General features: G+C 37.7%; 22 protein-coding genes. 20 read left to right on the top strand and 2 right to left on the bottom strand.

Going from position 1 to position 25,744, the window contains the following annotated elements:
* The first annotated feature begins 24 nt into the window (after positions 1 to 24).
* From WG932_RS12440 to WG932_RS12405, 8 genes are all read left to right on the top strand, one after another.
* Positions 25 to 1,503 (top strand): RagB/SusD family nutrient uptake outer membrane protein, encoded by a 1,479-nt coding sequence (locus WG932_RS12440; protein WP_483088163.1) that lies wholly within the window; start codon positions 25 to 27, stop codon positions 1,501 to 1,503.
* A gap of 87 nt (positions 1,504 to 1,590) precedes the next feature.
* Entirely contained in the window at positions 1,591 to 3,066 is a 1,476-nt protein-coding gene (locus tag WG932_RS12435) for a glycoside hydrolase family protein (RefSeq protein ID WP_483088162.1), read from the top strand.
* A gap of 89 nt (positions 3,067 to 3,155) precedes the next feature.
* On the top strand, positions 3,156 to 4,100 hold the full coding sequence (locus WG932_RS12430; protein WP_483088161.1) for a hypothetical protein: 945 nt from the start codon (positions 3,156 to 3,158) through the stop codon (positions 4,098 to 4,100).
* Positions 4,097 to 4,300: a hypothetical protein gene (locus WG932_RS12425; protein ID WP_483088160.1), complete on the top strand. Its 204-nt coding sequence runs from the start codon at positions 4,097 to 4,099 to the stop codon at positions 4,298 to 4,300. Before WG932_RS12430 ends, WG932_RS12425 begins: the two co-directional genes overlap by 4 nt.
* A 349-nt stretch (positions 4,301 to 4,649) precedes the next feature.
* Entirely contained in the window at positions 4,650 to 5,207 is a 558-nt protein-coding gene (locus WG932_RS12420) for a fibrobacter succinogenes major paralogous domain-containing protein (protein WP_483088159.1), read from the top strand.
* 324 nt (positions 5,208 to 5,531) lie between these two features.
* A complete protein-coding gene (locus WG932_RS12415) occupies positions 5,532 to 6,071 on the top strand; it encodes a hypothetical protein (RefSeq protein WP_483088158.1) in 540 nt (179 codons plus the stop codon).
* Positions 6,072 to 6,091: 20 nt separating this feature from the next.
* Positions 6,092 to 6,850, top strand: a complete 759-nt coding sequence (locus WG932_RS12410) for a hypothetical protein (RefSeq protein ID WP_483088157.1) — start codon at positions 6,092 to 6,094, stop codon at positions 6,848 to 6,850.
* Between the two features lie 214 nt (positions 6,851 to 7,064).
* Positions 7,065 to 7,748: a DapH/DapD/GlmU-related protein gene (locus tag WG932_RS12405; RefSeq protein ID WP_483088156.1), complete on the top strand. Its 684-nt coding sequence runs from the start codon at positions 7,065 to 7,067 to the stop codon at positions 7,746 to 7,748.
* Positions 7,749 to 8,662: 914 nt separating this feature from the next.
* Here the strand turns inward: WG932_RS12405 and WG932_RS12400 are convergent.
* Both WG932_RS12400 and WG932_RS12395 read right to left on the bottom strand, forming a co-directional pair.
* Positions 8,663 to 9,214, bottom strand: coding sequence for a helix-turn-helix domain-containing protein (locus tag WG932_RS12400; RefSeq protein WP_483088155.1), 552 nt, complete (start codon positions 9,212 to 9,214; stop codon positions 8,663 to 8,665).
* 26 nt (positions 9,215 to 9,240) lie between these two features.
* On the bottom strand, positions 9,241 to 9,540 hold the full coding sequence (locus WG932_RS12395; RefSeq protein ID WP_483088154.1) for a cupin domain-containing protein: 300 nt from the start codon (positions 9,538 to 9,540) through the stop codon (positions 9,241 to 9,243).
* A 967-nt stretch (positions 9,541 to 10,507) separates the two neighbouring features.
* Here WG932_RS12395 and WG932_RS12390 point away from each other — a divergent pair.
* The 12 genes from WG932_RS12390 (at position 10,508) to WG932_RS12335 (ending at position 25,637) form a co-directional block, all read left to right on the top strand.
* The gene (locus tag WG932_RS12390; RefSeq protein WP_483088153.1) at positions 10,508 to 10,681 is read left to right on the top strand and encodes a hypothetical protein; all 174 of its coding nucleotides are present in this window, start codon (positions 10,508 to 10,510) and stop codon (positions 10,679 to 10,681) included.
* A 20-nt stretch (positions 10,682 to 10,701) separates the two neighbouring features.
* Positions 10,702 to 11,067: a hypothetical protein gene (locus WG932_RS12385; protein WP_483088152.1), complete on the top strand. Its 366-nt coding sequence runs from the start codon at positions 10,702 to 10,704 to the stop codon at positions 11,065 to 11,067.
* Positions 11,068 to 12,400: 1,333 nt separating this feature from the next.
* Positions 12,401 to 15,574: a SusC/RagA family TonB-linked outer membrane protein gene (locus WG932_RS12380; RefSeq protein ID WP_483088151.1), complete on the top strand. Its 3,174-nt coding sequence runs from the start codon at positions 12,401 to 12,403 to the stop codon at positions 15,572 to 15,574.
* Positions 15,575 to 15,602: 28 nt separating this feature from the next.
* Complete coding sequence (locus tag WG932_RS12375) at positions 15,603 to 17,360, top strand: RagB/SusD family nutrient uptake outer membrane protein (RefSeq protein ID WP_483088150.1); 1,758 nt, start codon at positions 15,603 to 15,605, stop codon at positions 17,358 to 17,360.
* Positions 17,361 to 17,817: 457 nt separating this feature from the next.
* A complete protein-coding gene (locus WG932_RS12370; RefSeq protein ID WP_483088149.1) occupies positions 17,818 to 19,197 on the top strand; it encodes a neutral/alkaline non-lysosomal ceramidase N-terminal domain-containing protein in 1,380 nt (459 codons plus the stop codon).
* A 77-nt stretch (positions 19,198 to 19,274) separates the two neighbouring features.
* Entirely contained in the window at positions 19,275 to 20,570 is a 1,296-nt protein-coding gene (locus WG932_RS12365; protein ID WP_483088148.1) for a neutral/alkaline non-lysosomal ceramidase N-terminal domain-containing protein, read from the top strand.
* 50 nt (positions 20,571 to 20,620) lie between these two features.
* The gene (locus WG932_RS12360; RefSeq protein ID WP_483088147.1) at positions 20,621 to 21,625 is read left to right on the top strand and encodes a hypothetical protein; all 1,005 of its coding nucleotides are present in this window, start codon (positions 20,621 to 20,623) and stop codon (positions 21,623 to 21,625) included.
* Positions 21,601 to 23,277 carry a hypothetical protein gene (locus WG932_RS12355; protein ID WP_483088146.1) on the top strand — a complete coding sequence of 559 codons (1,677 nt, stop codon included), beginning with the start codon at positions 21,601 to 21,603 and terminating at the stop codon, positions 23,275 to 23,277. The genes WG932_RS12360 and WG932_RS12355 overlap by 25 nt, the downstream gene beginning before the upstream one ends.
* A gap of 179 nt (positions 23,278 to 23,456) precedes the next feature.
* Positions 23,457 to 24,161, top strand: a complete 705-nt coding sequence (locus tag WG932_RS12350) for an amidohydrolase family protein (RefSeq protein ID WP_483088145.1) — start codon at positions 23,457 to 23,459, stop codon at positions 24,159 to 24,161.
* Between the two features lie 90 nt (positions 24,162 to 24,251).
* Positions 24,252 to 24,551: a hypothetical protein gene (locus WG932_RS12345; RefSeq protein WP_483088144.1), complete on the top strand. Its 300-nt coding sequence runs from the start codon at positions 24,252 to 24,254 to the stop codon at positions 24,549 to 24,551.
* Positions 24,552 to 24,607: 56 nt separating this feature from the next.
* Complete coding sequence (locus WG932_RS12340; protein ID WP_483088143.1) at positions 24,608 to 25,036, top strand: amidohydrolase family protein; 429 nt, start codon at positions 24,608 to 24,610, stop codon at positions 25,034 to 25,036.
* 130 nt (positions 25,037 to 25,166) lie between these two features.
* Positions 25,167 to 25,637: a DUF4235 domain-containing protein gene (locus WG932_RS12335; protein WP_483088142.1), complete on the top strand. Its 471-nt coding sequence runs from the start codon at positions 25,167 to 25,169 to the stop codon at positions 25,635 to 25,637.
* Positions 25,638 to 25,744 lie beyond the last annotated feature (107 nt).

Here is a 25,744-nt window from a genome sequence, read left to right as displayed (position 1 = left end):
AATAATTACTTAAATATACTGAATATGAAAGAATTACTTAGAAATCTGACATACTCCTCCTTTTTCTTATTGATGTTTTCCGCTTGTACTGAGGACCTTACATTAGATCCGATCAGCCAAATAACAAATTCCTCTTTTTGGCAGTCCCCGGAGGAGGCTGAAGGGGCATTAAATGGAATGTATGTAAGAATGAGAACTCAAGCTACCTCCAATTTATTTATTTGGGGAGAAGGGAGAAGTGAAATATGGGTTCAAAATTTTGGTTTTGATCCATCTGTAAATTTCCATGTTTTTACCAATAATTTAAGTAATGTCAATGCCGGACCTGATTGGACTACAATGTACTCTGTAGTACATGATGCCAATTTGATTTTGAAATATGTTCCCACTATTGATTTTGTGAGTGAATCAGATAAAAATGATATTCTGGCTCAGGCTTATGCCATGAGGGCTTTTATTTATTTCACGATGACAAAAACATGGGGAGACCTTATTTTGATTGAAGAACCTACTGAGGGTTTTGATCCCGAAGCAATTTATAAGGAAAGGGCTTCACAATCCGAAGTATTTACATTGATTAAAAACGATATTGAAAGTGCGATAACGCTGTTTTCTGATAATACCTTTCCAACAGGGAGAAATAAATGGTCAATGTCTGCTGTAAATGCGCTCAAAGCAGATGTGTTTTTGTGGACTGGTAAAAGATTAAATGGAGGGGAGTCAGATTTTAATACGGCATTAACCGCGATTTCCCAGATTGAAGCAAGTAACGTCGAATTATTGGAAGAATATCATAATGTTTTTGATTTCGACAACAAAGGAAACAATGAAATCATAATGGCAGTTAGGTTTGAGGAAGGAGAATCTCCCACCAGAACCGTTTATGGTGGAATTACCGCGCTTGTAGCCCCGACATATCCTTTCACTGACATGGAAACAATTGAAAAAGTTTCTCCATTTTCTGGGAAGAATGCTTATTGGCAAGTTGCACCATCTGTGGCCAATCAGTTTAGCGAATTGGACGCTAGAAAGGAAGGTAATCTTATTCAGGTATATCAGACCATAGATGGAGAGACTAGCTTTATGTACAATACTGATCTCAAATGGCCAGGAATAATTTCCGGAGGAGTGAGGGTTATGTATGATGATTATATTGTCTATAGGTATGGAGATATTGTGTTGATGAAAGCCGAAGCTAAAAATGCACTTGGTCAAGATCCTTCCGAAGAAATTAATAAAATAAGAAGACGTGCATACGGGGATAATTTTGATGAATATATTTTTACAAATGGTACTAAAGAGGAAAATGATGAAGTGATTTTACAAGAGAGATTATTTGAATTGTTGCATGAAGGCAAACGTTGGTGGGATTTGGTCAGATTTGGAAAAGCGTTTGAAAAAGTCCCACTACTTGAAGGTGGTAGTGAAGACCAATTATTATTTCCAATAGACCAAGACATTCTTAGTTTGGAACCTTTGGTGGAACAGAATCCGGGTTATTAATTGAGCTAAGCTTACTGATACGGATTTCATTTTCTAATCTAATATCAAGCTAATGATGATGAACAGGTTTAAAGAAATAATATTAGGATGAAACAAAAATATTTAAGTAAACTTCTTTTCTTAGGTTTGCCAGTTATCCTTTTTGGATTCATGGATGCTGAAAAGTCAAATTATCTACGTGAAGATATCATTCAAATGGAAGATAAAAGAGAGATCTTTTTAGACTATTATTTAATAGATAAGATGGATGGGCTCAGTTTGGTTTTACATACTCCGGTTGATGAAGGAATTGCATTTAAGTACGATTTACCATGGGAAATTTACTCTCCTGCATATGTAACCATTTTAAAGGATGAGAGCCTTTTTAAGGCTTACTACAGGTCAGGAATCAGAGGAGAAAGGAAACCATATACCAATGAAGAATGGACATGTTATGCAGAATCAAAGGATGGGATAAATTGGGAAAAGCCTGAGCTGGGATTGTTTGAATTTGAAAGTTCACGCCAAAATAACATAGTTTTGGCAAATGAAGCCCCAGTTCACCATAACTTCAGCCCATTTATCGATAAAAATCCAAATGCATTACCCGATCAAAAATACAAAGCTTTGGGTGGAACAAGTAGAGAATCAATTGGGCTAATTGCTTATACTTCCGCAGATGGCATAAATTGGAAGAAACTACAAGAAGAAGGGGTGATTAAAGGGGGAGCTTTCGATTCTCAAAATGTGGCTTTCTGGTCTGAAAGTGAAGGGCAGTATGTTTGTTATTTTCGTGTTTTTACAAAAGAAGGGAGATTCCGATCCGTCAGTAGGACAACTTCAAAGGACTTTATTCATTGGTCCGAACCTCAAGAAATGACTTATGGCGATGCGCCTTATGAACATCTTTATATTCAGCAGACCAGTCCTTACTTCAGGGCGCCACATCTTTATGTTGCAATTGGTGCAAGACTTTTGCCTAAGAGGCAGATTGGGACCCTTCAAGAGCTCACTGATTTGAAGGTCGATCCTAACCAACATAAAGGATTGGCAGAGCCTTATATAATGTCTACTCGTGGAGGTAATGCGTATGACAGGACCTTTATGGAGGCATTTATTCGCCCAGACATAGGGTTAAACAATTGGGTAGCTCGTACTAATTTCCCCGCGCTAAATGTTGTTCAAACTGGTCCAGAGGAAATGTCTGTTTATGTCAGCCAGGATTATACACAGCCAACAGCTCATCTCAGAAGGTATTCTATGCGATTGGATGGATTTTCTTCCATCCAAGGAACTTATAAAGGAGGAACGGTCATTACAAAACCATTTGTTTTTAAAGGTGACCAGCTTGAGGTGAACTTTTCAACTGCTGCTGCGGGTGAAATTAGGGTAGAAATTCAGGACGAAAAAGGTATTCCAATTTCTGGATTTACAATGGAGGAATCTCAAGCGTTAATCGGAAATGAAATTGCTAGGATTGTTACTTGGAAAGATGGTAAAAATCTTATCGATCTGGCATCCAAACCGGTTCGGTTGCATATTTACATGAAAGATGCTGACTTGTATTCTTTAAAGTTCAATTAAAAATTAAAAGCTAAGCAAAATATTTTGGCAGATTTTATTTGATTATTAAGCCGGCTGAAAACTTAATCTTAACCTACAAATTTAATTAAATGAACAAGCATAAATCCATTAGTATTTTCTTTCTGTTTAACTGTTTTGTACTCTTCAGTTTTATAGGGTTAGAAAGATACTCAACCAAGGAGATTATAGAATTGGGGAATAGGAGAGAAGTTTTTGTTGATAATTTTCTTATAGAAAATTTTGAAGGGGCCAAATTGGTTAAACATATTCCTATAGATGAAGGACCTGTCTTTTATTTTGATAAGCCGTGGGAAAGTTTTGCCCCTGCCTATATTACAGTTTTGCATGATGGAGATTTATATCGAGCTTATTATAGAGGAGGTCATGATATTGGGAATGGGAAAACTACTCAAAATACTTGTTACGCAGAATCTAAAGATGGTATAACCTGGGAAAAGCCAGGGTTGGGGATTATTGAAATAAATGGCGTCAAATCAAACAATGTTCTTCTGGATACCGAACCTGAAACCCATAATTTTAGCCCCTTCATCGACAAAAATCCAAAAGTGGCTCCTGAACATAAATACAAGGCTTTTGGAGGTAGCTCTAAAACTGGACTTATTCCCTATGCCTCTGAGGACGGTATCCATTGGAAAAAACTTCAAGAGGATGGTGTATTAAAAGATGGATATTTGGATTCTCAGAATGTCTCTTTTTGGTCGGAGAGTGAAGAAAAGTACGTTTGCTATTTTCGTTCCTGGACTGGAGGAGGTACAAGGGGTTACAGATCTGTAAGTAGGGCTGTTTCCAATGATTTTATACATTGGTCAGAGCCCGAAGAAATGACCTACGGTAACACTCCATTTGAGCATATTTACACCCAACAAACAAGTCCTTATTTTAGAGCTCCCCATATTTATGTGGCTATAGGATCCAGGTTTATACCCCATCGACAAATAATTACAGAAGAACAGCTTTCTGAATTGGATGTAGATCCAAGCCAATATAAGGGGCTTTCTGAACCCTTTTTATGACCAGTCGTGGAGGTAATACTTACGACCGTACTTTTATGGAGGCCTTCATTCGGCCAGGGATTGGATTGAATAACTGGTCTGCAAGAACCAATTATCCTGCACTTAATGTAGTTCAGACAGGATCGGATGAAATGTCGATTTATGTCAACCAGGATTATGCCCAACCCACCGGACATCGCGCAGATACTCTATGCGTTTAGACGGGTTTACTTCCATTCATGCTCCTTATAAGGGTGGGACTGTTCTTACCAAAACTTTCACCTTTTCAGGGGTGAACTTGAAGTCAATTTCTCTACCTCTGCAGGAGGAGAGATACGGATTGAAATACAGGATGAATTTGGAAATCCATTACCAGAATATAGTATGAACGAATCTTTGCCACTTATCGGGAACCAGATCGCAGGAAAAGTATCGTGGAAGAATATGCAAAGTGTTAGCCAACTTGCCTTAAAGCCTGTTCGGTTAAAATTGTACATGAAAGAAGCTAATCTTTATTCCATTCAATTTAAGTAATAGGAAAGGTAGAATAAAATTGTAAGACCAAAGAAGATGAAAAACAATCCTACATCCAAACCCATGAAAAACACATTAATTAAGGCTTTAATTGTTTTATTCGCTTTACCTGTGAATGTTATTGCTCAGCAAAAAAAGGGAGAACCATTTGAAAGCTCACAAATCGGTAAGCAGGAATGGGCAAAGAAAAATCTAGATGTTACCCATTTTAATAATGGAGATCCCCTATATGAAGCCAACACTTTTGAGGAATGGGAGCATGCAGCTATTAAAGGTTTACCAGCGTGGTGTTATTACAATAATAATCCCGAATATGGTAAAAAATACGGTAAATTATACAATTATTGGGCTTTAGTGGATCCTAGGGGACTTATCCCGGAAGGTTGGCATATTCCTACTGAGAAAGAATGGGCTGATTTAGCAGATTACCTAGGTGGAATGGAAATAGCAGGTGAGAAAATGAAATCGACAAATGAATGGAATCTAGCATTTGCAGGTGAGAATTTAAGTGGGTTTTCGGGACTCCCGGTGGCTACCGTACTCATGAAAGTGCTGGTGTTGGGGGCGGGCCATTTTATGGAGCTGGTACTATAGGGGTCTGGTGGAGTACTTCCAGGTATCTTGTGGATAATGTGTGGTCCTTTGGGCTCTCTAATCAAAATCATAAATTGGATAAAAAAGTTTTGTTAGGACGGCAGGTATATATGTCCGTTTCTTAAAAGACTAAGTGATAATAAAATTATTCAGAGTAAAAAAACACATGATTAGACTAAAATTAATTTTCTTACTATTAATTCTTTATTCTACTAATGGTATAGCTCAAGTAGAACAATTGGAAATAGCTGCCTATACTTTTTCAATACATCCAAAGGTCGGCCTCCTAGTGGGCATTCCAGAACAGGACATAAAATTGAAGAAGTGTATGGAGATTTAAAAAACACCCTTATTTTATTCCGTCAAGGGGATAAAAAACTTTGTCTTTTTACCTCCCCGCTAGGGATTGAAAGAGGGGCTTTTCACGATTATTGTGTCAATGAACTGTCAAAAAAACTTGGAATCCCTCTAGAAGCTATTGTTACCAATTCTTCACACAATCACACCATTCCTTTTCCTGATGTGAGGGATGTACCAATGCCGGAAAAAGGAAGTTCTGCGTATCTTACCTGGGAGTTGGGAAGGGAATTTAGACGAGAGTTTTCAAAAGCAGCAGATGAGGTTTCTAGTAAGCTTAAACCAGTCTCTGTGGAGTGGGGGGTTGCAGAAGAAAATAGAATTACCTACAACAGAAAGGGTGTTCGCCTAGATGGAACTACTTATTTTATGAGAGAAGAAGATGAACTCAACCTAAAAGGTGAGGGCTATCATGGGCTCATTGATCCTGATGCAGGTGTGGTTATATTCAAGGATAATGATGCCAAGCCCGTAGCTGCAATTTCTTTTTTACAGGTCATCCTGTAGCTGCTTACAGTCCTGAAAAAATGATAAGTTATGGTCAGTTTCCACAGGAAGCTTCTGAAATTCTTTCTAAGCATTTAGGTGGTATTCCAGTTGCATTTGTTCAGGGCTGTGGAGGGAATATTAACGCCAAACATATGCTTACTGGAACTATTGAACAAGCGAGGGAACTTGGGGAGCAATTAGGAGAATCTTTTATTGTTGCTGCTAATAACTTAAAACCATCAAAAAGAATAGGGTTGGAATGGAGCAGGGAACAAGTGAAAATTCCTCTATCGGAATTACCTGATGAAAAAAGTCTGAAGAAAGATTTGAAGGAAATGGACGATTTTATCAAACGGGGAAATGAAGGAGACGAAAATACGCTTGAGTGTATAGGTATGAATTTTCCTAAAGCCTTAACTCCACCTTACCGAGCAAGACTTGTGGAAATGGTAAGGCCATGGTATGTATGGGCTCTAGAACAACACCAAACCTATAATTTGGTCAATATACCCGACTATTTGCCCATAGAAATTGTGGTGGCGCGGTTTGGAGATGTAGGCTTTGTAGGATTGCCTTACGAGGCATTTGTTGAAACAGGCTTGAAAATAAAAGCCAATTCACAGCTTCCCTTTGTGCTTACATGTGGGTATACAGATGGTATTTATGGGTATATTCCTGATGCCTCTGGTGTAGACGATAGAGAATACATGTCTGGAAATTACAGGTACAGGGGTAGCTTTGGTTCTTTTATAGATTGGAAGGATAAAAAGATCATATGCCACACGAGCAATATGTAGCAAGAGAATTTATTCCTCCCTATAAGGCACCTGCTGGAGATGCTTGTGCAGACGTTGCAATTCTGAAATTGGCTGAATTTGCCAAGTAAATGAAAAACGATAAATAGAGAAGTTAAAGGTTTAATAGCTCCGGTTGATGAGGCTGGAGCTATTGCCATAAAATCAAACGAATCTTCCACATAGTAGTAAGGTAGAATTTGGTCAAAATGAAATTATGGAAAATATTCCTGAAATGAGAAATTGTGTTATTGGGAAAGATAGCGAAGTTGCTCCCAATGTAATGTTAGGCTATGTTTACAAAGGGTGGCGAGAGGCAACTACCATAGGAGGAAAGGCAAAAATTCATAGTGGGACAGTAATCTACGCAGACACGAAAATCGGTGAAAGGTTTACCAGTGGCCACAATGTTACCATTCGAGCAGAATGCACCATTGGAGACAGGGTAGTTATTTTACATGGTTGTACTTTAGAAGGGAAAATTGTCATAGGGAAAGGTGTGAAAATTATGGCTAATGTATACATCCCAAGCGGGACCACAATTGGAGAAATGGTCTTTATAGGGCCAGGAGTAAATATATTGAATGCGAAATTCCCAATGAGGGAGCCAATTGTAGCAAAAACTAAAATAGGCAACAATGTAATTATAGGAGGAGGGGTAACATTAGGTCCTGGAGTAAATATAGGTGACAATGTTTTTATTGGAGCAGGCAGTACTGTTTTAAATGATATCCCGCCAAATTCATTGGCTTATGGGGTGCCGGCTAAATTCAAACCACTTCCTGAAAAATATGGAAAAAGAAACGATCCGAAACAAATTTTTACGGGACTTGATCTTTGGGACAATTCTGGTGATGATGGATCTTGGGAAGAAGAGGAGTATTTTGGTAAAAAATGGTGAAAGAGAAATGGACATAAAATCATCACAACCAAATTTCTAATGCTTTAAAATAAAATTCACCAATAATACAATAATAAATGAATAAGGAATGAAACATTTTAAATATTTGATTCATGTGTTGTGGGTGTTTTTTAAATAATACCACCTGCAAGGGACAAGTAATGCCTATTAAAGGCAAATAATTTTGTGTAAAGAAAAAAGAAATGGCCATTTTTAAGAATGACAACTTCTATCCTACTTTTCCTTCGGTAATAAAAAATAAGAATGATGGAAAAATTATGGTGGCATTTCGTCGCGCTCCTGAATGAAAATTATTCTTGAAAAGTAATAGCAATCTATCCTAAAAATAACCTAGTTCAAGATAATTCTTTAGATAACGGGAAAACCAAGACTGAATATCTTGAGTTAATTAATTTTTTTATCAGTTGGTTATATGTTCCGTGACCTTTTTTATCCCAGTAAAGTATCAAATCTTAGGTTTTAGTTATGGCGGATTTTATGTAAATCCTAATTTGGTTGGTAGTTGATCATGGATTAATGTTTTGAAAACCCTTTTTTAACAAAAAAAATTCGATTTCTTTCTGAAAGGTATTTTGAATTTAATGTGTGTCCCAAGTTTGTGTGAAAAAAGGAATATATGAATGGTATATTAGGTTAGAATAAAGGTTTTGCAAGGAGCTTATTGGAGGTAAATCAATCTAGATAGGTAGTCATTCCAAATTTTCAAGGTTTGAAATATAGGTTATTTTGGGAATTGGGATTTTATAAGGGGAAGAACTTAAATTGTATCCTTTTTTTACAATAAAAGTTAAATTGTATCCGGATTATATTAATAAGTTCAAAATGTTTGGAAAGGTGTATTTGCTGAAGTAAAATGCGCTAAAGGAAATTAAATTCTGAAAAATATATTTTTGCTAAATAACCTCTTGTGCATTCATGATTTTTCGAAAATTAGTAGGTGTCATTTTCTTATATTTTTTAAACTGTCTGTTAAAGTTAGCCAGATTATTAAACCCACATTCATAAGCTACTTCAACGATATACTTATCTGTTTCGGATAGCATTTTACACGCATGTCCTAGGCGGACCTTGTGCAGGTATTCTACAAAAGTAATACGGTACTTCTCTTTAAAAAAATTACAAAAAGTGGTTACTGCCATATTTGCTAGTGAAGCTACTTCTGGCAATGAAATGTCTTTGTCGAAATTTTCATGAATATAAGTTTTTATTTTGTCGATCCTGTCTGAGCCATGAGGCTCAATTTGATATAAATAGCCTACACTAGCAAGTGATTCATATTCTACTGTTTGAGAAAGTATGTCAAAAATAGAAAGTAGACTAGATAAGCGTTGAATACCATTCATATCGATCATGTCTTTCATTAAAGCAATAATTTGTTTTTTACTCTTACCGTGGAGGGCTACTCCCCTTTTGGAAATTTTAAAGAAATTTTTTAAAGTTTCCATCTCTGGGATTTTAAGAAAATTATCTCCTAAAAATCTTCTTGAAAATGGATTACTATAGCCTCTGCATCATAACAAGCAAGCCCATTGACAAAATTTGATTCATTTATCCATACATGGGGGAGGTTGGGTCCCATACAAACTAGATCTCCTTCATGAAAGTATCCAATATGGTCACCTACCATCCTTCTGCCTTGGCTTTTGAGTACAAGAACCAACTCGTATTCAGGGTGATAATGCCAGGGGCAAGGGAAGTATTGCCCTTTTTCTTTAAATACCGTAAAGGATTTGTCGAAATCCTTTGGTAGTCTTACTTCGATCGATTTCATAATGTCCTCATTTTACTTAATAATATTAATTAAAGTATGATTAGATAAAAGGGATGGGCTTTATTGCTAAAAAATATACTATAAATATAAAAAAATATAATAGATGATCTTAGTCTTTATATTACTTTATTGATGCCCTCAAAATAAAAAAGTAAGGCAATAGTTTTTTTAATTACATTCGACATCTTAAGGAAACTAACCATTAATTTGGGTCAAATTATTTTGAAGTGACCTTTTTGGTTCCATTCTCAAAAATTTACTGAAAGGACACTTTTGTATTTGTTTGATTACCTAATTACAAAAAAGTATTTAAGTTGAATTTTTACTAATCAATAGGCATTCCTATCAGGGCTATATCACTACCGGAATTTTATGGCTTTCGGTATAGGTATTAATTATAGCGATTATATTCTATTAAACTAAATGGGTAAAATAATGTCTTTCTTTATTTGGACGTTACCTTTCTTAAAAGGTATCAATTTCTATTTAGTAAAATTTTATTTGTTAAATTATTGTTACAGACGTAATTTTAAAGTTTTTAAAAGGCGTTTATTTACAAATATTCTTATTTTTTAATATTGGGCTTAGGTCCAGTTTTTTGATGATTTTCCTTTTGGTGTAATTATATGCTTTGCTTCAAGGCATGCCATTAGCGCAAAGCCAATACATTGTGCTCTAATATCCCAAACTGATTATGCCTGCATAATCATAAGTAGAAAGTGCAAGTTTATCTAAGATTTTTTCTCCTTCACACAACCAACAATTGCATTCACGAATAATTAGCCACCCTTCACGAATTCTAATTCTCAGTCTATTTATTTAACAATACATTTGAATACAATTAGAATCGCATAGGTGTCACATTATAAGGTAATTATAATAAATTTTATTATAAGGATTGCTGTGTTTTGATTTTAAATAAATGATTACAAACCCCAGACTCAACAAAAACTAACTAAATATGAAAATGATCAAAATTAAAATTCTAATCCTGTTGCTACTGGTTGGAACGGTAGCTGTGAATGAAGAAGTAAATGCTCAAACTGAAAAAGATGGTACATTTTATACCTTAGCAGTGGATCCTACTTTTGGAGGTAATCGTGTCACCAATCTTACAATTCCCCCGTTGCCTTATATATAGAACGTGGTATAGCCAACTTTATGAGCGTCGGAGTCGCTGTAGGGACAGATTTAAGAAACCCTTCCTATGTAGATGAAACTTGGGTAACCTTGGGCTTGACACTTAGAGCTGTTGGTTACGCCTTCCAGGCAGTTGAAGAGTTTTCCGGTGACGATATTAGTGTTGCCGGGTTGGAACCCTATTTCGGTTTTACTTTCGGTCAATATTGGCCTTCGATTGGTCACAGTTATGGCTCATTTGTTAGTCATAGCAAACTTGGAATTGTATTGGGAACAAGATGGTACCCCGGTGATAAAAAGAATTTTGGAATCATGGCAGAATTTGCCTCAGCAGGAAATACAGGATGGGGCTCAGGAATTAACTTAGGGGTGACTTTTGGTCGTTAATGAGGCAAGTAGTATTAAAATAGCCATTATCCTCTGCTCTACCAAAGCGAATTACTTTGGTAGAGCTTAAACGAAATATGCAATTGACAAACATTTACCAGCTGAAACCGCTTCAAAATCAGCCACTGCATTGCGGTTTTCAATTTCACCTTATCAGTGCCATGTTAAAATTACCCAACAAGCTGATCTACTTGCGATGGCAATACTTCACGTGAACACGGGACAGGTTTCCACTCCGGCTATTGTCAGAAGGTGAAATCTTATTACATAATATGGGTTAAATCTTTGTTTAGAATAGGTTATTATTCAATTTTTTTTCGACTTTATTTTATAGAAATATCAACTGAACTGCCTTAACCTCATATAAAAACAAAGAAATTCATTGGCGAAGGACTGATCGCAATAAAAATAGCACTCGAATTGGACAATAAAAGTTCCGACAACTTCTAGTTGTGAGCATTAGGTAAGGAGACCGTTTGGTTTTGTTCAAAGTGGAAAAGAACGTTTGTGAGAAAAAGGTTTCATTGACGAGCCCACTTTAAATTGCCAGGCTAATCATTTAATTTCAACTTCCATTTTGTTGTTTTAGCTGCGCGAAATATGATATGCCAAGTTGTATTAAATACGAATCTATTAAGGGATTTTATGTTTTGGTTTATTGAGAGAATAGGGTGTATTTTATGTCTAAAAAAAATGAAATGAATAAATTATTTAAAAATGAGATTTATATGAAATCAAAATATTAATAGAATGCGGAAAATATGATGAATATAGGTTGAAATCTAACCAAGTCAAAAATTGTATTTTAATTATTTAATATTTAAAATATCAAATAAATTGTGATGGTGAAGCGTGGATTTTAAGGAGGGAAGTTCCAATAATTTTTAGTTTCTATTGCGCATTTTCAATAGTCGGTTTTTAACCATTTTTAACTAAGTTGTTTAAGGGATAAAGTTTATGAGTGATTTTTCTTGTATTTAATGGTATAATTATTTTTAAACTAATAATAGGTAAAAAACATATTTTCAATAAGTGTTTAATTTTATTTTTGATAGAATTAATTCAAAAATATCTTTTGTTTACCAACTAAACTGGCGGAATTCTTAGCCATTCATATAAAATAATAGAAACTTATTTTTTTAGTTTTATCAGTATTAAAAATAATTGTAATAACTTTTAAGCGTGTTTCGAAGGAAATACCTGTTAATTGTTGAAATATGGTTTAAAATTTAACGAAAAAATAACCTGCTTACTCTTCCTTTTCTTTTAAGCCTTTCAGATGATATTTGACTCAGAAAGTTTTAAAGGTAATCACAAACCAAAATTTAATGTTATGATAAAAATTCTTACCAATTTTAAAAAGCACATTGATGCTTTTTCAAAACCTAATTTCCAGCCGGGCAAGGTTAAATTGCGTGGTTTGGCATTTAGTCTAATAGCAATGTTTGCCCTCACTTTCACAGGGATTTCAAACGCTAATGCACAGAATGAGATCACCGTTACCGGTGTTGTAATGGATGCTGCTTCAAGTGAAACATTACCTGGAGTAAATATTCTTTTGAAAGGTAGCGGTATCGGTACCATTACGGATATTGATGGTAGTTATACCATAAATGTTCCCAACAATGAAGCCGTTTTGGTATACTCATTTATTGGGTTCTTAAACCAAGAAATTACGGTAGGAAACCAAACAACAATTGATGTTCGGTTAACCACAAGTGCTACAGACTTAAACGAAGTAGTAGTTGTAGGTTATGGTACCCAAAAGAAAAGTGACCTTACAGGTGCGGTAACCCGTGTGGATGCAGCTACATTTAAGAACCAACCTTTGACTCAGGTTTCTGATATGTTAGCAGGAACAGTAGCCGGTTTTTACGGTACTCAAGGTACTTCTGCTTCTGGTGGTACTTCTTTAGAGGTAAGGGGGCCTACATCTCTTACTGGAGGAACATCTCCTCTTATTGTGGTTGATGGTGTGATCTTTTATGGAGAACTATCCGATATTAACCCAAATGATATTGAGTCAATTGATATCTTAAAAGACGCGAGTTCTGCTGCAGTTTTTGGATCTAAGGCAGCTTCAGGTGTGGTAATGATCACTACGATAAAAGGTAAGTCCGGTGCTCCATCCATTAACTTCTCAGCTAAAACAGGTATCAATACATTTACGAATAAAGATTTTGGACCAAGAAATGCTGAACAATATGAAGAATTTAGAAGAGATTTCTTTAGGACTTTAGGTGTTGCTGATCGCCCGGACTATTACTGGGATGACCCTTCTAATCTTTCTGATGGGGTGACACTTGATCAATGGAGAAGTGCCAATGCCAATTCTAATACAGACAATACATTGGAGTATTTGAATAGACTTAATTTCTTTGATACAGAAATTGATCAATATTTAGCAGGAAATACTACCGATTGGTTGAAAGAAACGACACGTAACGGTGTACGTCAAGATTATGATTTGAGTATCAGTGGTGGTGACGAGAAATTCCAATACTACTGGTCTTTAGGGTATGTAGACAATCAGAACTACCTAGTTGGGGATGACTTTAGCTCCATCAGGTCTAGGCTAAACTTAGACTTTAAAGTAACCGAATGGTTGAATGTGGGTACGAACACGCAATTCTCGAATACCGATAATAGCTCTGTACCTGCTAGTACCAACTATGCTTCCATAAGCCCTTACAGTACCGTGTATGATGAAGATGGTGGCTTAAGCTGGTATCCTCACGGGTATCCTATTATTTCAAACCCTTTGATCAATGCTACTTATCAGGAGAGACTAAATAAGACCACGGGTATTTTTGCTTCTTTGTATGCCAATGTGAAATTGCCTTTTGGGATTCAATATAAATTGTCCTACCAGCCTAGATTTAATTTTCAGAAAGACTATAACTTTTGGGGTCCTGAAACACTTGTTGGAGGAAGAGACAGGTTAGATGGCTATGGTACGAGAACGGATTACTCCTTAAATGCCTGGATGGTAGATAATATTTTAACATGGAACAAAGAATTTGGCGAGCATAATTTCAATGTAACCTTGCTATATAATGCAGAGCAAACCAAAACTTTCAGTTCTTATGGTGAAAACCAAACTTTCCAACCTAACCAAGCTTTAGGATACAATGGACTTCAGTTTGGTTCAAGACCATTGGTTAGTAATGAAGATACTGAAGCTGGTGGAAATGCTTATATGGCTAGACTTAACTACACCTATTTAGATAGGTATTTGTTAACTACTTCTGTTAGAAGAGATGGTTACTCTGCTTTTGGGGCAGACAACAATGTAGCAACATTCCCTGCAGTGGCTTTGGGTTGGATTGTTTCTGAAGAACCTTTCTTCCCTCAAAATACCGCCATCAGCTTATTGAAACTAAGAGGTTCTTGGGGTGTTAACGGTAACAGAGACATTGGAATCTATTCTTCATTGGCACAAATTGGTACCAACTTGTACTATGATGGCACAAGTGTTCAACTTGGATTATATAACAATACTTTGGCCAACCAAGGCTTAAGATGGGAGAAAACTGAATCTTATAACATTGGTTTAGACTTAGGTTTGTTAGAAAATAGAATTGATATTTCTGCAGAATACTATGACATGACTACCACTGATCTGTTGATGAATAGGCAATTGCCTGAAATTACCGGATTCTCTAGTATTACTGCCAACCTGGGAGAATTACGTAACAAAGGGTTTGATGTAACCATCAATACAGTTAACGTAAACCGTCCTAATATTTTATGGAAATCCAACTTCGTATTTTCATTGAATAGAAATGAAATTGTAAGTTTATTTGGTGATACGGAAGAAGTGATCATCAATGGAGAAACTGTTACTAGACAAGTACCGGACTATACCAACGAATGGTTCCCAGGTGAGGCTATTGATGTAATTTGGGATTATAATGTACAAGGCGTTTGGCAGTTAGACGAATCTGATGAAGCCGCTGTTTACAATATGCAGCCTGGTGATTATAAATCAGAAGATGTAAATGATGATGGAGTATATGATGCCTTGGTTGATAAGCAATTTATTGGTTACACCAGACCTAGATATCGTTTGGGTTTGAGAAATGATTTTACTTTCCTAAAAGATTTTACCGCAACCATCTTCTTAAGAGCTGACCTAGGTCATCAAAGAGAATTTACTTATGCCACACATGAGTCTTCAACCTATGATAGAATCAATATCATGAACATTCCTTACTGGACTCCAACCAACGGAGAGACAGAATATGCGCGTACCTCTGAGGTTCATGGTGCATATGGAGGTGGATTGAGAGTATTTAAGCCTACAGGGTTCTTGAGAGTTCAGGATGTTTCCTTGTCTTACAATATTCCTTCTTATATCGCAGAAAAATTGCAAACAAAAAGTATCAGAGTGTTTGTGTCTGCAAGAAACTTAGCAACGTTTACAAACTGGCCAGGTTATGATCCTGAATCAGGAAACGTACCGATGCCAAAATCGTTTTCTGCAGGTATCAACCTTTCGCTTTAATGTTTAGTACCAAAAAGATTTAAATATTATGAAATATATAAAACAATATTTGTTCCTTTTTCTGGTGGGTTTATTAGCATTTTCCTGCTCAGAAGACTTACTAGAACAAAAACCAAAATCGTTTTTTGCACCCGAAAATGTTTTTATTGATGCATCCGGGTATGAAGCAGGTTTGGTTACTATGAGAAAAGCCTTAACAGAGGGCGTTACAGGTAGTAGAAGGCATTATATGGTAGGTGAGTGGTCTGCGTCAGAGGCCGGAACGCCAACCTTCCAAATGGATTGGTTTCAAACCACTCCTTTCTTTGATAGGTATTATACCTTCCTTCCTCTTTTTACAGAGTCCTTTGAATTTATCAAGAATGCCAATGTTGTAATTGGTAGAATTGATGACATTGAATGGGAGGATGAGTCTACAAGAAATGCCATCTTGGCTGAAAGTTTGTGGCACAGGGCTTTCTGGTATTATTGGTTAATCAACTCTTATGGTGATGTTCCATTTGTAGGAGAAGAAGTTAGAGGTGTAAGGTTAGATTACCAGACGCATAGCCGATGGGCAATCCTTGATAAAATTCAATCAGATTTGGAATATGCTGTACAGTGGTTGCCAGAAACTGCAGTGCCGGGTGCTATCACAAAAGGGGCAGGAAATCATTTGTTGACCAAGGTTTACCTTGCCAATTTGGAATTTGATAAAGCCATCGAATCTTCTTCAGCCATAATCAATGGAAATTATGCTTTGGTAAAGGATCGATTTGGAAGTGAAGGAGATATCGCAGAGAAAAATGTAATCTGGGATCTTCACCGTCCTGAAAACAAGAATATTGGGGCAAATACTGAAACCATTTTAGCAATGGTTGATAGATTTGAAGCTCCTGCAGGTGCACAAACAGCCGGTTTGTATACCATGAGACATTTCCATGGCTCTTGGTGGCATTCTTCTATTCGTGATAGCCAAGGTTTAAGAGGTACATTTGATAGTGGCCCTAGATATGATTCACTAGGAAGAGGAAACCCGGATATGATTTCTACTCCTTACGGATTTTATGATATTTGGGAAGAAAATGGTTTCGATTACATGACTACTCCTGACCTTAGAAGAAGTGATGTAAACTGGATTGATAAGCATGAATTGGTATATACCAATCCTGAATCTGTAGACTTCGGAAAGCCGGTTAATCCTATGTACATGACCGCTCCACAAGATTCAGTTTATAAACATTTCCCATTTATTTTCTATAAGACATATCAGCCTCAACAATCTCCTACTGCTGTACCTATGGGAGGAAATGGCGACTGGTATATATATAGACTTGCGGAAACGTACCTACTACGTGCCGAAGCTTACTATTGGAAAAACCAATTAGATGCTGCTGCTGCTGATATCAACGAAGTGAGAACAAGAGCAAATGCATTACCAATTGATGCCTCTGATGTAACCATTGAATACATCTTTGATGAGAGAGCCCGTGAGCTATTCTTAGAATCTCCTCGTCATTCAGAAATGGTTCGAGTTTCCTATATCATGGCTTCTCAAAATTTGGGAGGTTATAGCCTTGAGTCTTTTTCAGACAATAACTGGTGGTATGATAGGGTCATTGAGAAAAACATCATGTATACAATTAAGCCAATAGTGATAGGGAATACTCCTGCGATTGCCCCTTTCCACGTACTTTGGCCAATTGATAATAATGTAATAACAGCAAATACCTTAGGGACCATTAACCAAAATGAAGGTTATGTGGGTGCTGAAAACAACGTTGCTCCTTTGGAAGTCGTTGAATAATTAATGAATCCCTCTGTTTAACCAAACAGAGGGATTTTTTCTTTTATTTGAACCGAAACTTATCTTGACCCTTAGGTTTTATTATACTTGCCCTGTCTGAATAATGCATTGCACTTTTTATAAGTCCATCTGGGTGAGCAATGGAAAGTAGCCTTAAATCTCATTGTGCCTTTTGGTTAAATAATTGCTAAGGGTTCAATTAAACTTGCTCCAAAAACTACCACCAACTTACCATTGCACCTATATTCCTTTGCTTCAATCTCCAACTTTTCTTAACTTCTAGTGGTGATAATAATTTCCACGAAAAAATATGGACAGACTATTTCGAGTTTTCCTTTTGGGATAGTAAAAAGTGACTTGATAAGTAAGCAATAATTGTTTCCGGTCACTATTTCCAAACCAAAACGATTGTATACGGTAAACAATTAAACATGAAGAGTAAATTCCCAAAATCTTATTGCACAATTTTTTTGGATTAGCAATTTGGCTGTTTAGTAACCCCTCATTTTCACAACAAAGTATAAACTTTTGGAAAGCCGGAGTAGATAAAGTTGAAATCACACCACATGGCCCTATATGGATGGGAGGCTATGCTGCAAGAAATCGTCCTTCAGAGGGAATAAGACATTCGGTATGGGCAAAAGCCCTTGCCATCGAAGATCCTAATGGTAATCTTGCTGTTGTAGTGACCGCTGATTTGTTGGCTTTTAGAAAATTTTTATCTGATAATATAAGAGATCAACTGAAAGCTAAATATGGTCTCTCCAGAGAACAAATAATTCTCAACAGTTCACATACACATACCGGACCGGAGACGGACCATCCGCGATATCAATTCCAACTTAGTAAAGACGAATACAATAAAATTCAAAATTTTGCCGATCGAGTAGAGAGAGAAATAGTTGAATTGGTTGGCCAAGCCATAGCATCGCTTGAACCGGTAACTCTTTCTTCCGAAAATGGAATTACCCGATTTCAGGTCAATAGAAGAAACAATAAAGAAGCCCAAATAAACGCACAAACTGAATTAAATGGTCCCAATGATTATGCTGTACCAGTGATTAAAGTTGAAGACCCGGAAGGAAACCTTAAGGCGATTCTTTTTGGCTATGCCTGTCATCCTACCGTTTTATCAGATTATAAGATTTCAGGAGACTACGTAGGTTTTGCACAGATGGAATTGGAGAAAATTTATCCGGGAACTACAGCCTTGTTTTTTCAAGGAGCAGGCGCTGATCAAAACCCTTTGCCCAGAAGGTCAGTAGCCTTGGCCCAACAGTATGGCAAAGAATTGGCTGCAGCTGTTGAACGGGTAGTGAATGAGGACATGAAGGTATTGGAAGGAAACCTTTCCACCGCTTATTCGGAAATTGACTTGAAATTTGCCAAGGCAGTGCCCACTAGGGAAGAATTGGAAGATATCATTAGCGGTGAAACCCCCGGTTATCCCAACTACTTAAAGGAAAATGCAAAAGTGCTGGTTTCAAGATTGAACAATGGAGAACATTTAAAATCAACTTATCCTTATCCTGTTCAAGTTTGGAAATTAGGTGACCAAGCAATTTTTGCTTTAGGAGGGGAACTTCTGGTGGGGTATTCGCTTGAACTTAAAAAGATTTTTGGTCCCGATATATTTGTAATGGGCTATTCCAATGATGTGATGGGATATATTCCCACCAAGATGGTGCTCTCTGAAGGCGGATATGAAGCCAATAGATCCCCTTATTTGACTTCGCAATGGGCAGCATCAATAGAAGATGATATCCTTTATGAAGCGACCAAACTAGCGGAAAATGTAGGTATTCAAACTATAGCATACCCTCTTATATCGCCATGAAAAACTACATATCCTATTTAAGACCCCTTCAATTTCCAAGCTTCTTGCTTTTTCTTAGTTGCTTATTGATTCCAAACTTGCTAAAAGCTCAGGTGGATTCAATCGGGTGGAAAGCCAACGTAGCAAAAATCAATATTACTCCCAAAGCCCCTATGTGGATGGCCGGTTTTGCTTCAAGAACCAAGCCTTCTCAAGGAGTCATTCACCCGATCTGGTCCAAAGCCCTTGTTATTCAAGACAAAGACAAGAATACGGCTGTATTGATTACAAATGATCTTTCCGGCATGCCGAGAGACATGAGCACTCGAATAAAGAAGAAAATCAAAACAAGGTATGGCCTAAATGAGGATGCTGTATTATTGAACTTTTCCCATTCTCATTCCGGACCCGTGCTCAAAGATTATTTGTACCATGTCTACCCATTGAGTGATGACGAAATCGATAAGGTAAATACCTACTCGGATTGGCTGGAAGATCAAATTGTTGAATTGGTGGGGCAAGCCTTAAAAGGATTGATTCCTGCCAAAATTTTTACAGAGAACGGACTTACCAGGTTTCAGGTAAATCGAAGAAACAATACAGAAGCTGAATTGGGAGCCACCACCACTACCAATGGCCCGAATGATTATGCCGTTCCGGTATTAAAAGTGACTGATAGAAAAGATAACATCATGGCAGTTGCCTTTGGATATGCTTGTCATGCAACAGTCTTATCAGTAACCCAATGGTCTGGGGATTATCCGGGATTTGCACAGGTTGAATTGGAAAAAATGTACCCGGGTGCAACGGCCATGTTTTTCCAAGGGGCAGGAGCCAACCAAAATCCTTTGCCCAGGCTGTCTATTCCTTTGGCCAAGAAATACGGTAAAGAATTGGCAGTCGCGGTTGAAAATGTGCTTAACGAAGAGATGAAACCGCTGGCGTCCACATTAAAAACTACTTATGCTGAAGTAAATCTTGAATTAAATGCCCCACCTTCCAATGAGGTTTTGGAAAAAATGATCAAAGAGAGTACGGGTCATTATCAGCGATGGGCAAAGATGATGCATGAGAAAGTCAAAAACAATAAAGTAGTTCAATCCTATCCATACCCCATTCAAATTTGGAAGCTTGGTGAGCAAATGATGGTTGCCCTTGGGGGAGAACCGGTGGTAGATTATGCTGTAAAGTTAAAAACCCAATACGGCAGCAACTTATTTGTTCTGGGATATTCAAATGATGTCATGGCCTATATTCCCTCCAGGACAGTGCTTGCAGAGGGAGGTTATGAGGGAGCCACTTCTCAAATCGCTTTTGGACTTCCGGGAACGTGGAAACCCACATTAGAAACTAAAATATTTAAGTGCATCAATGACATGATGGATCAATTCTAAACTTTTTTGCTACCCTATGCTAAGAAGGTTAAGAGCAATAACTAATATTTATGAATAATAAGACTCATCGAAGGGAATTTCTTAAACAAAGTACCCTATTGGGCTTGGGATTGTATATCAATCCCATCAATTATCCTTCAAAATATTTAAGCAAAAATAATTATCCGGATACTGAACAATTGATGGATTGGTCAGACTGGGAAAAATATAGGAAAAAAGTTCATCATCCTTGCCTAACCATCAAACAGGAGAACAAAGAACTTGCCCTAAAAAATATTCAAAATCACGATTGGGCAAAGGATCATTTTGAGCGGATAGAGCAAGTGATTCAAAATCATATTGCTAAGATTACTCCTGAGTTTCTGCTTGAAATGATAGAGGAAACTACTCCCGGTGATCCACTTTGGACACCATGCCCTTCTTGCAGGGATAAGGGTTTACCGGTGCATCCACATGGATTGTGGGCTTGGGATGTTGATAAGCCTCATGAGATCCAATGTACTGCCTGTCAGCTGGTTTTTCCCAACAGTGAGTATCCTGAGGAAATAGTATTGGAGACCAAATGGGGTAAGCCTCAAAAGATTTCCTATTGTGGTGGTGAGCCTTTTGTGATTTTCAGATACAAAGAAGGAAGACCTAGTTTTACAGCAAATGTCAGGGCGCGAAGAGTTCAGTGGATTGCAGGTTTTTGCAAAACTTTGGCGGAGGGATACCTACTCACCGGAAACCTTTACTACGCCGCCAAATGTAGGGAAATACTGCTTCGTTTGGCAGAATGTTATCCTGGATGGTTGGTTCATGTGGGGTATGGGGAGTATGCTGACATGGCTCCAAAAACGGCCGCACTAAATATAATGAATTTGCCTGAACCTGAACTTTGTCCTCCTCCCAATAAACCTGATCATGCGCTTTGGACTGGATTTTGGAGTGCCGGGAGAGCTAGTGGGGTTGGTTTAGAGGCTGATTTTGTAAGAAAAGTAGTGACAGCCTATGACCTTACCTGTCAAGCAAAAAAACAGATGGATCTTCTTTGTTTTCAGAAGCTGAAAAAATAAAAATAGAAAAGGAGTTGTTGTTGGAAAGCACCCTATTGCTGGTTTGCGACAAGAAACTGAACAATAAATCTGTTAGTAACCGGACTTCCGTGGCTTTGGTAGGAATGTGTGTAGGTCATCCGGGTTTGGTTCGGTTTGGACTTGAAGGGTTCGATATGACCATTAACGGGTGGTATTTGCCTGATGGCACTACCAGTGAATCCCCTTTTTATGGTTTGATGACTTTGGGAGGTATTTGGGACATGGCTCAAGCAGGCCAGGGGTATTCAGATCCTGAAGGCTATCGGGATTCCGATGGTAAGCGAATTGAAAGGCTGGATCTATATCATGCCACCAATTATAAATCCGTTTGGGAGGCTTTTTATAATGGTCTTCAGGGGGATTTGAAATATCCTCCTTATGCGGACTCCTTCGTAAACACTACACTTGATGTAGCTTATGTAGACTTAATGGTCGCCAATTATCAGGAGAAAAAATCCTACTTGGCTTTACTGAAGGAAATGTGTGGAGATGCACTTTTATTGCATAGCGGATCTCAGAGATTCAATAGTGAATTTACTGAGAGTGAAGTGGAGCCGGTGTTGCGGCTTCCTTATGACCTTACCAAGCCCAATGGCGCTTTGTCTTTCTCCTTGTATTACAGAAAACCACAGCTGAGTCAAGAGAGTAATCCCGTGTTAAAATTCACGGATTGGTGTCCACCCAATTTACAAATTGGACATTTTAGAACAGGGGTCGATGGAAGAGAAAGTTTGGTGCTCCTGAGTGCCAGTCCTTGGGGTACTCATCATGAAAATGACAGCCTTAATCTTTATTATTGGAAAAAAGGTACAGCCTTACTATCGGATTTGGGCTACTTATGGGATCACCCTCAGAAGCCCAATAATATCAGGGCACTGGCACACAATACAGTTCTCTTGGATGAGCAAAATCAAATTAAAAAAGGGAGGGGAGGAGAAATTTTATTGTTTAAAACTTTCCCGAAGGTGAAGGTAATGGAAATGGCTTCGACCGCATATTCTCAGGCCTTGGTTTACAAACGAACCACAATCTTAGTGGACCATGGAAATGGGCAGAGTTATGTGGTAGATTTTTTTAGAGTGCAAGGTGGGGAGATTCAGGATTACGTATTCCATGCATCAACCAATGATATGGAAATTCTAGACATAGCTCCAAATCCTGATCAAGAACTGTCACTTTATGATTTTAGTGACATCAGAACGGCTAAAGGTAATAGGACTTGGAAAAGCCAATGGAAAAGTGAAACAGGTGTTTACACCAAGGCTTGGTGTTTGGGGCAAGAAGGTGAAGAAATGTTTGTGGGTACCGGATGGGGACAAAAAGATTGGAAAAATGCCGATATTGGAGCTACTATTCCTTACTTTGTTCGGAGAAAAAGGGGAAATGAGCTTCAAACTTTTGTTTCTGTCTTTGAAGGCTTTGAAAAAGGGACGTCCATTGTCAAGAATGTAGAGTTGATAGACAAGCAGGGACTTGTAAGGGTTGAGACTACTTTGGGGGTTGATTATATCATGTCCTTGCATAATAAAGGTGAGGTAAGCATTGAATCGGACAAGATCAAGTTAAGTGGACATTTTGCTGCTGCCTCGGTTCAAAACGGGGGATTGGTTTGGAAGGAAACACTTTCTTAATGCTAAAATTTTATACTTGCGACGCGCTTTAGTCGTCGGTCACGTATTAATAATACCACTTCGAAAAAACAATTTGAAAACATGAATAGAAGAAAGTTTTTTCAACCAGTGCTGTTTCTGTTTCAGGAATTGCATTGGGTGCACATCTGTCGGGCTTTAAAAGCAAAGAAAAGCCCGTTATGGAGAATGACCTGATGAAGGAGGTCATGAAATACAAAAAGATTGATTCCCATGCCCATGTCTATTTTACTTCGGATAGCCCGGAAACACAGATAGAATATGCGGATAGGTTAGGGATAGATAAATTGGTGATTTCAAGGCCAATGAGGCCAGGAAGTAAAGGTCTTCCGGAAGAGTTTATTGCCTGCAATGATTTGATTCTTAAGTCTGTAAAGAAGTATCCTGACAGGTTTATTGGTCAGCCTACGATCAATCCTACATTTGCCAAAGAATCTTTAGATGAAATTGACAGGTGTATAGATCAGGGAATGACCGGCTTAAAGCTTTACAACCATGTGAAAATAAGTGATCCCTTGTTTTATCCCATTATAGAGAAATACATAGACATGAAGATGATCATTTTGATGCATATGGGGATAGGCAAGTCTAGGGTGATATTTGATGCTAGAGAACCGGAAAATGTCTCTACACCGGAGGATTTTGTAATAGCAGCCAAAAGGTATCCTGAGGCCATGTTTCAATTGGCCCACCTTGCCGGTGGTGGAGACTGGATGGATGCCTGCAAGGCTGTCGCTCCTTTTCCAAATGTATTTGTAGATGTTTCAGGGAGTAATAATGAAGGAGATATCATTCCCTATGCCATGGAGTATATTGGCGAGGATAGGATCTTCTTTGGTTGCGACAATAGCTTTTTCAAGGTGTAGGCCATATGATGGCTGCTACCCTTACAGATAGTCAAAGAAAAAAGCTCTTCTTTGATAATTATAACAATGTACTAAAAAAGTCAGGAAACCATGTGGATAGATAGTAATGCATATATAGGACACTGGCCCTTTCGTCAGGTAAAAAATAGTAGCTGTAGGGATCTTATAGAGAGAATGGATGCCAATAATATTAGCGCTTCGGTTTTGACCAATATTAATGGAATATTTTATAAAGATACCCAAGCTGCGAACAAGGAAACTTACGAAGAGATCAGGTTTAATAGGAAATGGGAGGAGCGATTGATTCCTTTTGCAGTAATCAACCCTGTCTATTCAGGTTGGAGAGAAGATTTGCATGAGAGTATAGAAAATTTAGGAATGAAGGGGTAAGAATATTTCCAAAATACCATCGTTATGGACTTGACTTGCCGGCCTGTGTTGAATTGGTGAAAAGGTGCAGAGATCTGGAGGTGCCGGTTGGATTAACACTTAGAATGGTGGATAGCCGCCCCAGCTCATGGCTGGATATTAGCAATGAGTGGAAGCTAAGTGATGTGATGCCTATTGTTAAAGCTGTACCTGATGCCAAGTTTATGGTGCTGAATTTGTCCGGTAGCACCCACCTAGAAACTGAGGATTTGGATTTGTTTAAGAAAGGGGATGTGTTTATGGATACCTCAGGAAGAAATGTGTTGGACCTAAGGGGGTTGATGGATACTTTCGGTGAAGAAAAGTTTGGCTTTGGTACGCATTCTCCTATCCTGGACTACAAAACTGGGGCCTTAAGGATTGCCTCTTTGCGAGAAGATGAAGCAGATGCTCAAACCAGGGCGAACTTACAGTCCGGAAATATCAAAAGGTTTTTAGGGCTGTGAGAAAGTTACTGGTTTAAAAGCTACAATTGGTTTGCAGTTTACGTAATAAATCCCCCTTTGCCCAATTGAAGGGGGATTTAGATTCGTTCGGATTAACAGTTACGGTAAATGCATTAGTCTATTCATCCCGATGGGTGATACAAACTCAGCATCAAACCCCATTTCCCTAAAATTCCCCTTAGTCAAAGTTGGATTTTATGAAGAATTGGCATCTTTAAAAAAGTCAACCAATTACCCTTCAAAGTGTACCAGTGCAAAAAAATCCAAAATATCGCTTAAAATCTTAAGGGTTTGGCATGATTATTTAATGGTAGTAAGTGTAAAAAACTTATCCTATCATGAAACAACAAAACAAAGAGTATCTGCAATCTTTAGTAATTACAGGAGGAACCATCCTTGGCGCTTTTTAGTGCGGAAAGGACTGGAACAATTGTATGAGAAAAAGACAGGTGAGGAAGCTCCAAAAAACCCTTATCCGGAAAATAATTCCCTAAAAGAAGCATTGTTATGGACTGTAGCCACAGGTGTTGTAGCAAGTGTAACAAAAGTTCTGCTTCGCTATACTTTTACAGCCGGTTCCGAGAAAGTGATAGAAAATTAGATTTAAGGATATTAGCGGGAATCGGTCAAAACTATCTTGTTTTAGCAGGCAGGGCAAAAAATGCCATTTCCTTGGCTAGTTAAATTTGTGATCAAAGTATATTTTTT

Source organism: Cyclobacterium sp. SOCE241 (genome assembly GCF_056867545.1).
The sequence above is the reverse complement of the archived record's forward strand: the minus strand, read 5'-3'. Positions and strand labels throughout refer to the sequence as shown.